12 protein-coding genes and 1 pseudogene are annotated in these 10889 nt (G+C 66.7%); 6 read left to right on the top strand and 7 right to left on the bottom strand.

The genetic code is table 11. The features are described 5' to 3' along the window. Nucleotides 1-3 precede the first annotated feature (3 nt). Nucleotides 4-720 carry a (2Fe-2S)-binding protein gene (locus U4Y88_RS21815; RefSeq protein WP_321786255.1) on the bottom strand — a complete coding sequence of 239 codons (717 nt, stop codon included), beginning with the start codon at nucleotides 718-720 and terminating at the stop codon, nucleotides 4-6. 379 nt (nucleotides 721-1099) lie between these two features. Next, nucleotides 1100-2143, bottom strand: a complete 1044-nt coding sequence (locus tag U4Y88_RS21820; RefSeq protein ID WP_321786257.1) for an alpha/beta hydrolase — start codon at nucleotides 2141-2143, stop codon at nucleotides 1100-1102. A 117-nt stretch (nucleotides 2144-2260) separates the two neighbouring features. Here U4Y88_RS21820 and U4Y88_RS21825 point away from each other — a divergent pair, with 117 nt between their 5' ends. Continuing rightward, nucleotides 2261-2929, top strand: a complete 669-nt coding sequence (locus U4Y88_RS21825) for a glutathione S-transferase (protein WP_310630184.1) — start codon at nucleotides 2261-2263, stop codon at nucleotides 2927-2929. Nucleotides 2930-3009: 80 nt separating this feature from the next. Here the strand turns inward: U4Y88_RS21825 and U4Y88_RS21830 are convergent, their stop codons facing one another. After that, entirely contained in the window at nucleotides 3010-4302 is a 1293-nt protein-coding gene (locus U4Y88_RS21830) for an aspartate carbamoyltransferase (RefSeq protein ID WP_205997912.1), read from the bottom strand. Nucleotides 4303-4591: 289 nt separating this feature from the next. Between U4Y88_RS21830 and U4Y88_RS21835 the strand changes: the two genes are divergently transcribed. The 5 genes from U4Y88_RS21835 to dapA all read left to right on the top strand — a co-directional run bounded on the left by U4Y88_RS21835 (nucleotide 4592) and on the right by dapA (nucleotide 7744). After that, nucleotides 4592-5638 carry a M23 family metallopeptidase gene (locus U4Y88_RS21835; protein WP_321786259.1) on the top strand — a complete coding sequence of 349 codons (1047 nt, stop codon included), beginning with the start codon at nucleotides 4592-4594 and terminating at the stop codon, nucleotides 5636-5638. Next, nucleotides 5631-6062 (top strand): hypothetical protein, encoded by a 432-nt coding sequence (locus tag U4Y88_RS21840; protein WP_321786261.1) that lies wholly within the window; start codon nucleotides 5631-5633, stop codon nucleotides 6060-6062. The genes U4Y88_RS21835 and U4Y88_RS21840 overlap by 8 nt, the downstream gene beginning before the upstream one ends. Before the next feature lie 79 nt (nucleotides 6063-6141). Beyond that, nucleotides 6142-6582: a bactofilin family protein gene (locus U4Y88_RS21845; protein WP_224018357.1), complete on the top strand. Its 441-nt coding sequence runs from the start codon at nucleotides 6142-6144 to the stop codon at nucleotides 6580-6582. Next, a complete protein-coding gene (locus U4Y88_RS21850; protein WP_321786263.1) occupies nucleotides 6536-6763 on the top strand; it encodes a hypothetical protein in 228 nt (75 codons plus the stop codon). The genes U4Y88_RS21845 and U4Y88_RS21850 overlap by 47 nt, the downstream gene beginning before the upstream one ends. A 126-nt stretch (nucleotides 6764-6889) precedes the next feature. Next, nucleotides 6890-7744 (top strand): 4-hydroxy-tetrahydrodipicolinate synthase, encoded by an 855-nt coding sequence (gene dapA / locus U4Y88_RS21855; protein ID WP_321786265.1) that lies wholly within the window; start codon nucleotides 6890-6892, stop codon nucleotides 7742-7744. Between the two features lie 235 nt (nucleotides 7745-7979). On the opposite strand, the pseudogene U4Y88_RS21860 reads toward dapA, so the two are convergent. The 4 genes and pseudogenes from U4Y88_RS21860 to U4Y88_RS21875 all read right to left on the bottom strand — a co-directional run. Beyond that, a pseudogene (locus U4Y88_RS21860) lies at nucleotides 7980-8189 on the bottom strand (DUF2866 domain-containing protein); the annotation flags it as partial. Between the two features lie 336 nt (nucleotides 8190-8525). Next, nucleotides 8526-8723: a DUF3562 domain-containing protein gene (locus U4Y88_RS21865; protein WP_415774481.1), complete on the bottom strand. Its 198-nt coding sequence runs from the start codon at nucleotides 8721-8723 to the stop codon at nucleotides 8526-8528. Nucleotides 8724-9035: 312 nt separating this feature from the next. Further along, the gene (locus tag U4Y88_RS21870; protein ID WP_224018353.1) at nucleotides 9036-10097 is read right to left on the bottom strand and encodes an alkene reductase; all 1062 of its coding nucleotides are present in this window, start codon (nucleotides 10095-10097) and stop codon (nucleotides 9036-9038) included. A gap of 85 nt (nucleotides 10098-10182) precedes the next feature. Then, a complete protein-coding gene (locus U4Y88_RS21875) occupies nucleotides 10183-10506 on the bottom strand; it encodes a metalloregulator ArsR/SmtB family transcription factor (protein ID WP_321786267.1) in 324 nt (107 codons plus the stop codon). Nucleotides 10507-10889 lie beyond the last annotated feature (383 nt).

A 10889-nucleotide genomic window follows, 5' to 3' on the forward strand; every position in this document is an offset into this window, starting at 1 on the left:
GCGTTACGCGCCGGCGCTGTGCGCGTCGCGCACGGCGGCCACGATATTCACGTAGGCGCCGCAGCGGCACAGATTGCCGCTCATGCGCTCGCGGATTTCGGCGTCGCTCAGTTGCGCGGGGCGCGTGCGCACGTCGGCGGTCGCGGCGCTCGCGGTGCCCGCCGCGAATTCGCTGAGACACGCCGTCGCCGAACACAACTGCCCCGGTGTGCAGAAGCCGCACTGCAACGCATCGCGCTCGACGAAGGCGCGCTGGATCGCGCTCGGCTGCGTCGCGCTCGCGAGGCCTTCGACCGTGGTGATGCGCTGGCCTTCGTGCATCACCGCGAGCGTGAGGCACGCGTTGATGCGGCGGCCTTCCACGAGCACGGTGCATGCGCCGCACTGGCCGCGATCGCAGCCCTTCTTCGTGCCGGTGAGTCCGGCGTAATCGCGCAAGGCATCGAGCAAGGTCACGCGCGGCTCGATATGCAGCGCGTACTCGCGGCCATTGATGGTGAGTTGCACGGGTTGCGCGGGCACGGCGGGTGGCGCGCTTGCGGGTTCGTTCGCGGGTTCATTCGACGGTGCGCTTTGCTGCGCGTGCAGATGCGGTGTCGCGCCGAGCGCGGCGGCGGCTGCGGCCGATTGCAGGAAGCGTCGGCGCGAGGTGTCGGCGGGTGGGGTGGGCGATTGCGCATCCGCAGCAGCGGGCGCGTCGTGAGAGCGATCGTGTGACATGGCGTTCGGCGGGCTCCATCGAGGATGGCGAGCGCACGCGAATCGCGATGCAGCGTGGGACGTCGCGCAGCGTGCGGACCTCTTGCTTCGAAACGAATGACGAAACAGCTTCAGCAGCAAATTCAGTGCCGCGCGCACGACGGCCAGCCCGGCGCGCCGGCAGGATCAGACCTGCACGGTGCGCGCGAGCGCGGCGAAAGTAAAGGGCAGCAAGGGGTTTGGCACGCGAAATTTTCGTGACGGCGCGGCTTCTGGCGCGGGCCTGTCGCGCGGCTGGCGTCAGGCGGTCGCGAAGCTGGCGGCGCGGACAGCCGCCGTGATTTCGATGTTGCGCGATGCGTGTGTGCGATGTCGCTTGCGATCCATCAGCCGCGACGCGTCAAACCACGATGGCCGAGCTGGCCGCGACGCGCTGCGTGCCGCCGTCGTCGTCGGGTGGCGTGTCGAGCCATGCCGCCACGGCGGCCATCGCGGGTTCGCGGGTGAACACGCCGAAGTGATCGATATCGGGCAGGACAGCGAAATAAGTGTGCGGCGACGCACGCGCGATCAGTTCGCCGAGCAAGGTCGCATCGATGGCTTCGTCGTTGGCGCCGACGAGCACCGCGGCCTGCGCGCCGAGCTTCGCCACATCGCGGTCATAACGGCCGCGCGGATGATACGCGCCATTGAGCCGATACGAATACGCGAGCGTTTCGGTGCCGTCGCGAAAGCGCGCGGGCTTGTTGAACGCGATCACGGGCAAGGCATTGAAGCCGCGCACGCCGAACAGGTTCAGCAGCGCGAGCCCGATGATCCGCCGCAGATGCAGGCTGGCCCAGCCGCTATCCGCCTTGAGCGAGCGCGAGCCCGCGATGGCCGGGCTCAGCGCGAGAAAGCGCGCGACGAGCGCCGCATGCGCGCCGCCCGCGAAGCGGATCACGAGACCGCCGCCGCTCGAATGGCCGCCGAGCACGATCGGTCCCGACTCGCCGCGATTGCGCAGATGCGTGATGAGATCGGCGAGATCGTCCTCGAACTGGCCGAGATAGTCGACGTCGCCGCGCCGCGTGCCGGAGAGGTAATGGCCGCGCAGATTCGGCAGCACGACGCGCGCGATGCCGCGCTGGCTCAGATGCGCCGCGAGCGCGTGATACGACGCGCCGTGATACGAGGAGCCATGCACGAAGATCAGCACCTGCGAGGCCGTGCTGTCGTAGAAGCGGAACGCGAGCGGTTCGCCGTCGCGCGCCGCGTAGCGCTGCACGGCCGGCAGGCTCGCGGCCGGCGCGGCCTGCAGCGATTCGAAACCGAATACATCCTCGGATTGCGCCGCTTTGGGCTCGGCGGAGGCTACCATCACGAGCGCGGCGGCGATCAGCGTCAGCGCGATCGCCGCGACGATCGACAAGCCATCGATCAGCGTGAAAAGAAAGGCGTGCACGTCAGTCTCCTGTTTGTTTTCCGTGCATGCTAGCAGTTAATTGTGATGATTCATTTTGCATACAAGGCGGCATTCGAGGCAATCACGCCGCGCCGACAAAAAACTGGAGGAGTCCTGATGCTGACGGTTCACCACCTCGACAATTCGCGCTCGCAGCGCGTGCTCTGGATGCTCGAAGAACTGGGCGTCGATTACGACATCGTGAAGTATCAGCGCGACAAGGAGACGATGCTCGCGCCGCCCGCGTTGCGCGCGGTGCATCCGCTCGGCAAGTCGCCCGTCGTCACGGACGGCGATCGCACGCTGGCCGAGTCGGGCGCGATCCTCGAATATCTGGTGGAGCAGTATGGCGACGGGCGTTTCGTGCCCGCGCGCGGCACGCCCGAGTATTTGCGCTACCGTTACTGGATGCACTACGCCGAGGGATCGGCGATGCCGCCGTTGCTGCTCGCGCTGGTGGCGCAGCGCATCGCGGGGGCGAAGGTGCCGTTCTTCGTGAAGCCGGTCGTGCGCAAGGTCGCGGGTTCGCTGGAGAGCGGCTTCGTCAGGCCGCAGCTCGCGCTGCACTTCGGCTATATCGCGCAGGAACTCGACGCCACGGGCTGGTTCGCCGGCGACGCCTTCACGGCCGCCGACGTGCAGATGAGTTTTCCGCTCGAAGCCGGCGCGAAGCGCGCGGGCGCGGAACAGCACGCGCCGATCCGCGCGTTTCTGGAACGCATTCACGCGCGGCCCGCGTATCAGCGCGCGCTGGCGCGCGGCGGCGAGTACACGTTGTTCGGTTGAACGCGCCGGGCGTAAAAAAAGCCGGGAAGCGTCATGCTTCCCGGCTTTTTCATTGGGCGCAGAGCGCGCGCCGCGAACCTTTAGTCGATGCCGTGAAAGGTGGCGTCGTCCGGGCCGAGATATGCAGGCGGACGCCACACGGCGTCGCGCATCGAATGCTGCACGAGATTCTCGACGCCCAGCAGCACCGCGAAGATCGCCATGCGCACCGGGATGCCGTTGTCGGTCTGGCGGAAGATCGCGAGACGCGGGTCGTGGTTCAGGTCGGTCGAGAGATCGTTCGCGCCGGGACGGCTGTCACGCGGCAGCGGGTGCATCACGAGCGTCTCGGGGGTGCAGAACGTGTCGAGCAGCGCGAGGTTGATCTGGAAATCGGGCGTGTAGCCTTCGAACGACTCGTCGGTGAAACGCTCCTTCTGGATGCGCGTGGCGTACACCACGTCCGCGCCGCGCAGGCCTTCCTTGAGGTCGGTCGTCTGCTCGACCACGTGGCCGTTGGTCGAGATCTTGTCGACGATGTACTGCGGCATTTCGAGCATCGGCGGCGAAATGAGCGTGAACTTGATGCCGCGATAGAGCGCGAGCAGCTTCACGAGCGAGTGCACCGTGCGGCCGTACTTGAGGTCGCCCACGAGCGCGATGTGCGCGCCGTCGACGATCTTGCCCAGACGCGAGAACTCGCGCTGGATCGTGTAGAGGTCGAGCAGCGCCTGGCTCGGATGCTCGCCGGGACCGTCGCCGCCGTTGATCACGGGGATGTTCACGGCGCGCGCGAATTCGGCCACCGAGCCCTGGTCCGGGTGGCGGATCACCATCGCGTCGACGTAGCCGGCCATCACGCGGCTCGTGTCGTAGATCGATTCGCCCTTCGCCATCGACGAGAACGTGAAGCCGGTCGTATCGCACACCGAACCGCCCAGGCGGCAGAACGCGGCGCCGAAGCTCACGCGGGTCCGCGTGCTCGCCTCGAAGAACAGGTTGCCGAGCACCGCGCCTTCGAGCACGCGCGAGATTTTCCGGCGGCGCGCGATGGGCTGCATGATGTCGGCCACGCGGAACAGCGCTTCGACGGAGTCGCGCGAGAACTGATCGACGGAGAGCAGCTGCGGCTTGCCTTCGAATTGCATCTGGCTGGCCAGCGAACGCGGATCTACGCTTTGCGTATAGCTTTCACGCGGCTCGCCGCCACCGACGATCTCCGAGACGAAACGCTCGACGATCTCGGGCATGGCGCGCGATTCCTGCGATTCCTCGGGCAGCAGCCACGTGTCGAGCGCGCGGCGCGTGACGCCGATGCGGCTCGCGAAGGCGTCGCGGGTCATGTTCAGGCGACGCATGGCGTCGCGGAGGAAGGCTTGTTGCGGAACGCTCATGCTGGCACCCGTGTTGGCTGGTTTATGTACGCGGTGCGTATATTAGTTCGGCGGGGCGAGAAGTCAAGCGATTTTCGAGGCGCACGGTTGAAGCGGCGCGCGCGGGTTCGCTCGTTCGAGCGGACTTTTTATCGGGATGGGGATTTTTCAGACGCCTCGATAATCGCCGTTTCGATTTTCGGAAGGGCGGGCGCAGGCCGGCCCGGCAGCCTCAGATGCATATCCAGATCCTGTTTCCCGGCGCGTGTGTTTCGCCTGTGCGGGTGAAATCGCGCCTGTGGGGGCGACCATGAAAATGCCGTGGTCGAGCTCCATCGACGAGCTGTCGAGCGGCGGCACGCGCTTCGTCACGCAGCGCGCCGCGCGCCGCACGTTGATCGCGACCGCCTGCGTCGCGGTGGTGGTCTCGCTCGCGGGCGGCATCGCGATCGGCCGGTATAGCAGCGCGGCGGGCGGCGCGGCGTCCGGCCAGGCGGGCACCGTGCAGCATCACTATGTGGTGGGCGAGATCGGCCGCATGAACGCGTCGATCTCCCTGCTCGATCCGCGTATCGAGCGCCTCGCCGCGCAACTCGCGCAGTTGCGCCAGTTCGACGAGCGCCTGCGCGCGCAGACGCCGCGCGGCACATCCACGGCGCCCGCCGCCGCACACGACCATTCCGGCGACGACGAAGACGGCGAGGGCGGTCCCGCGCTCGCGCCGCGCCGCTGCGCGGAGGCCTCGGCGGCGCGCGCCAACGCGCACGCGGTGGCCGGCGAGGTCGACTGCATGAGCGCGACGCTGAGCGCGCTCGAACACGCCGTCGCGCTGCACGAGGTCGCCTTGCAGGCGTATCCGGGCCGCCGGCCGACCGACGGCGGGCGCATGGGCTCGCCGTTCGGCAATCGCATCGATCCGTTCACGAAGCGCCTGAGCTTCCATCCCGGCGTCGATCTCGTGGCGCCCACGGGCACGCCGATTCTCGCCGCCGCGGGCGGCCGCGTGATCTTCGCGGGGCCGAAGGCGGGCTACGGCAACGCCGTGGAAATCGATCACGGCAACGGCTTCATCACGCGCTACGGCCACGCCTCGAAGCTCGACGTCACGCCGGGGCAGGTGGTGCTGCCGGGCGAGCATATCGCCGATGTCGGCTCGACGGGGCGCTCGACCGGTCCGCATCTGCACTTCGAGGTGATCGTGCGCGGCGCGCAGGTCAATCCGACCGACTATCTGGCGCTGTTCGACGCTTATCGCGTAAGTGGCGTGAGTGGCGCGAGTGGCGTCAAAGACGCGCGTGGCGGCGAGGGCGCGGGCGCGAACGATCGCGTCGGGCGCAACGGGCGGGCGAATGGCTGACGCGCGCCCGTCCGCGCGCGTGCGCACCGACGCCCGGCGCGCCTTCGAACTGCAACCGGTGCGCTCGCGCGCCTCGCGCTGGGCGTTCGCGCTCGTATGGACCGCGCTGGCCGGCGGCGCGGGCGCGGCGGCTTCGGCGTGGGCGCTGAGGGGCGCGGAACCGGCCTGTCCCGTGGTCGAGCCCGACGTGCTGCAAACCCAGCTCACGACGGCCCAGCTCGCGCTCGAGCAGGAGCGCGCGGCGCGGACGGCGTTGCAGCAGTCGGCGGACGCGGCCCAGGCGCAAGTCGCGAAAGCGCAAGCCGAATTGCTGTTCCTGCGCAGCCACGGCGGCGCGCGCGGCGCGGGCGCGAACGGTGGCTCGAACGGCAGCGCGAATGGCAGCGCGAACGGCACTTCCAGCAGCGGCAACGCCTCCCAGTGAGCGCGCCCGCACCCCGAGTTTCGTGCCGTGGGTGGCGCCACGGCATTTCTTCAGCAACGCAAACGCAACGGTGATGTTCATGTTCAACAAGAAGAAGCCCCAGCCGGGTATCCAGCAGACCAAACTCGCGACGCTGATCGCCGAGGATGTCCGCATCACGGGCAACCTCGAATTCGCGGACGGCCTGCGGCTCGACGGCCAGGTGACCGGCAACGTCAACGGCAAGGCGGGCGCGCAGACGCTGCTGGTGCTCAGCGAGCGCAGCGTGGTGCAGGGCAACGTGCATGGCTACGACATCGTCGTCAACGGCCGCATCGTCGGCGACGTGATCGCGGATCATTTCGTCGAGCTGCAATCGAATGCGCATGTGGTCGGCAACATCTACTACCAGCAGTTGCAGATGGATTGCGGCGCGAGCGTCGACGGCAAGCTCACCAAGCGCGACCCCAGCGATGCGCCGAATCTGCTGCTCGATGCGCCGATTCTCGATATGGGCGCGCACGGCGAAGTGCATCGCTGAGTGCATCGTCAGCCGGGCGGCGCGCGGGCGGGCGATCTCGGTTACACTTGCCGGCATGTCACGTCAGCCGAATACCTTCGCCCAGCCTATCGTCGTCATCGCCGCCCTGTCGCGCGCGATGTCGGCGCGCGCGCAGGCCGCGTCGGTCAGCGTGAAAGCCAAAAAACAGCCGCTCATCTGACCGGAGCTTGCTGTTCCGTCGGATGTTGCGATGGAACAGCTTGCCGCCCCCTCCTTTCTCCAGGCCAGCCCGATTTCCCCGCACCGCTCGACGGACCTTCCACTCGGTCGCGTTCAAGGGAAAGTCATGTCTTCGTTTTCGGGTATCTGGATTCCGCTCGTCACGCCGTTCAACCAGGGAGCGGTCGATCACGAGGCGCTCGACGCGCTGGTGCGCCACTACGCGCGGGCGGGCGTGGCGGGCTTCGTCGCGCTCGGCACGACCGGCGAACCCGCCGCGCTCGACGATCGCGAGCAGGACGCCGTGCTTGCGACGGTGCTCGCCGCGGCGGGGCCGCTGCCGGTGGTGGCGGGCGTGAGCGGCAATCACACGGCGTCGGTGCGCGAGCGCGTCGAGGCGCTCAACGACACGCCCATCGCGGGCGTGCTGGCGGCGGCACCGTACTATATCCGTCCTTCGCAGGCGGGCGTGATCGGCCATTTCACGGCGCTCGCCGATGCGAGCCGCAAGCCCTTCATCCTCTACGACATTCCCGCGCGCACCGGCGTGCGTCTCGAACTGGCGACGCTGCTCGAACTGGCGGGGCATGAACGCATCGTCGCCGTGAAGGATTGCGGCGGGTCGCTCGACAAGACGCTCGCGCTGATTCTCGACGGCCGCCTGCAGGTGCTCTGCGGCGAGGACATCGAGATGTTCGGCGCGCTGTGCGCGGGCGCGAGCGGGGCGATCGCGGCGTCGGCGCATCTGCTGCCGGAGCGCTTCGTGGCGATGGCGCAGGCCGTGCGCGAAGGGCGTCTCGCCGATGCGCGTGCGCTCTGGCACGCGCTGGTGCCGCTCGTGCGTGCTGCGTTCGCGGAACCGAATCCGGGGCCGGTGAAGGCCGCGCTCGCGCGCTGTGGATTGATCCGCAATGAACTGCGCGCGCCGATGACGAGCGTGAGCGCGGAACTGGAAGCAACGTTGGGAAGTTTGGTGGCGTAGCGCGCGGGGATTTTGCGCGCGGCCAGGGCGTTCGCGTTCGTCGATGCCGAACGCCAGACGGAAGAACGGAACGGTGCTGCGGAATATCGGCGAGACGGCGCGCCCCGGCTGGCGGGACGCGCCGTCTCGCGTGGGTGTGTCAGCTCACGGCGCGTGCGCTGGCGCGGCTGCTGCGTGCACGGCGGCGCGTGCGCGGACGCTCGGCATCGACGGGTTCGCCGTTGAGCAGAATGCGGCGGCCGGGCACGTGTTCCGCGACCAGACGCGCGATCTCGAACGCAGAGCTTTCCGCCGGCACGACCTGGCGGCGCGCGCCGTCGTCGAGTGGCGTGGTCCATTCGACGAGCCGGTAAGCGCGGCCCCAGGGGTGCTGAAGCGGCGTGGACACGCGGCAAGAGGCGACGCGTCCGGGCGAGCCGTCGCGCAGCAGGGATTGCAGGTGCATTAGCACGTCGTCGTCTTCAACCATGACTTCGCTCCTCCTCGGCTTGCCGCATAAAAAAACGCCGCCGATGTTCCGGCGGCTCAACAGGGGTGAGCGTATGGTTACAGCGAAGAATTAAACGAACCTTAAGAGGGAAATCTTGAGAAGGGCGGCGTTAAAGACGCGGTGCGAATGCGGCCGTGTGAAAAAGGCGCGCAAAAGGCACGCGAAAGACCCGCAAGCCGATAAGCGCGGCGCCGCGTAAAAAAGCGGTACCCGCGCGTATCGATGCGGTGATTTCGGAAGGGAAAAAAACGAGGTCGGGATTGCGTAGCGTTGCGTGGGATTGCGCGAAACTCAGCTCGGCTTTGCGCTGTTTTGCCGCAGGGTCGCGCGGACTTTGCGCGCGGCAAAGAGCGGGAGATAGTCTTCGATGCGTGCGCCGACGCGGTATTGAGCGAGGGCGTCGGCGTAAATGCGCGCGACGGTTTCTTCAGGCGTATGGGTTTCCTCGGCGATGCTGTGAACGATTTGCTCGGCGTCGACTTGGGGCATGACGATTCTCCGATCGGCGGTTGCGGCGGTTGGAAAAGCAGACAGGATTCGAATTGAAGGACAGTCTCGCGCGCGATGCCAATTGAAACGCCCTATCGAATGCTTTGAGGAAAAAATGGGGCGGGTGCCTGATTGAGTTTTATCGGCGGAACGTGATTGGAGATTCCTTGCTGCGCGCGGCTGGCGGCGCGAATCGATGATAAAAAAGCCCCGGAAAGGCAGTGCGCCTTTACCGGGGCTTTTTCGCGGGCGTCGTTTTCACGCGCGCATTTGACGCGCGTGCGGCACGCGTTGAAACGCGCTCAAGCGACCTTAAGCGACCTGATCGAGCGACGGATAGTCGGTGTATCCGGTTTCGCCGCGTGCGTAGAACGTCGACGGAATCGGCGCATTGAGCGGCGCGTTCGTCGCGAAGCGGTGCGGCAGATCGGGATTCGCAATAAAGAGCTGGCCCCACGCGATCGCGTCGGCTTCGCCCGATGCGAGCACCTCTTGCGCCGATTCCAGCGTGAACTTCTCGTTCGCGATGAAGGGGCCGCCGAATTCGGCCTTCAATTGCGGACCGAGGCGGTTGTCGCCCAGCGATTCGCGGGCGAACAGGAAGGCGAGCTTGCGCTTGCCCAGTTCGCGTGCGACGTAGCCGAACGTGGCCGCCGGGTTCGAATCGCCCATCGTGTGGGCGTCGCCGCGTGGCGCGATGTGCATGCCGACGCGGTCTGCGCCCCAGACGTCGATGCACGCGTCGGTGACTTCGAGCAGCAGGCGCGCGCGGTTTTCGATCGAGCCGCCGTAGGCGTCGGTGCGCTGATTGGTGCTGTCCTGCAGGAACTGGTCGAGCAGATAGCCGTTCGCGCCGTGGATCTCGACGCCGTCGAAGCCCGCGGCCTTCGCGTTGATCGCGCCCTGGCGGAACGCGGCGACCACGCCGGGGATCTCGTCGAGACCGAGCGCGCGCGGCGTCACGAACGGGCGCGGCGGACGCACGAGGCTCACGTTGCCTTGCGCGGCGATGGCGCTCGGTGCGACGGGCAGTTCGCCGTCGAGGAAAGCCGGATCGGAGATGCGGCCGACGTGCCACAGCTGCAGGAAGATGCGCCCGCCCGCCGCGTGCACGGCCTCGGTCACGAGCTTCCAGCCCTCGACCTGCTCCTGCGACCAGATGCCGGGCGTTTCGGCGTAGCCGACGCCTTGCGGCGTCACCGACGTCGCCTCGCTGATGATCAGTCCCGCCGAAGCGCGTTCGGCGTAGTACTTCGCCATCAGCGCGTTTGGCTGGCGCGCCTCGCCGGCGCGCGCACGCGTGAGCGGCGCCATGATGATGCGGTTGGGCAGAGTGAGATCGCCGATCTGGATGGGGTCGAAAAGCGTTGCCATAGGTTCACCTCGTACCGCGAGCCAAACGGATGCGCGGATTAGCGGAAAAATCGGAAATGAAACGGACGATTGCGCCGGAGCGCTGTCACAACTGCTGGCTCATGTGGGCGAGGAACGCCTCGATGACCGGCTCGTTGCGTTTGAAGAACACCCATTGACCGACTTTCTTCGACGTCACGAGCCCGGCCTTCTGGAGCGCGGCCAGGTGCGCGGAGACCGTCGACTGCGAGAGCGCGCAGTAAGCGTCGATCTTGCCCGCGCAGACGCCGTGGTCGAGCGGGAGTTCCTGATCGGCGAAATGCACGTGCGGTTCGCGCAGGCAGGCGAGGATCTCTCGGCGCACCGGATTGGCCAGTGCCTTATAGATGGCGTCGAGATCGAGCGTCGGAGTCGGTTGAGTTTTCTTCATGGGAATTGCATCGTCACTATGCGAATCTTATATCGCCATTCTACGATATGGTCGAAGACGTCATTTGCAATAGGGTGATGGACTTTTCTTTTTGCGGGGCGAGGCGCGCGGGAAAGTGAGGTCGGGACGCGATGCGGAGAAGACGGAGGAGCGTGAATCGTGTTTGCCAATCGGCGCGAGTGATGGCGTGTCTAAAGGGAATTTTCAGGCCCGAAAACTTTTTTCGCGAAAGCGCTTGACGGCATTCAGAATGACCCGCATAATTCGCCTCCTTCGCTGATCGCTGCGAACGAAAACGAAGCGATCGAGACGAAATTGTTCTTTAAAAATTTACAGCCGATAAGTGTGGGCGCTTGATAGGTGATGCGACCTGACCGGTTCTT

The organism is Paraburkholderia sp. J94, assembly GCF_905220285.1.
Taxonomy (GTDB): Bacteria; Pseudomonadota; Gammaproteobacteria; order Burkholderiales; family Burkholderiaceae; genus Paraburkholderia; species Paraburkholderia tropica_A.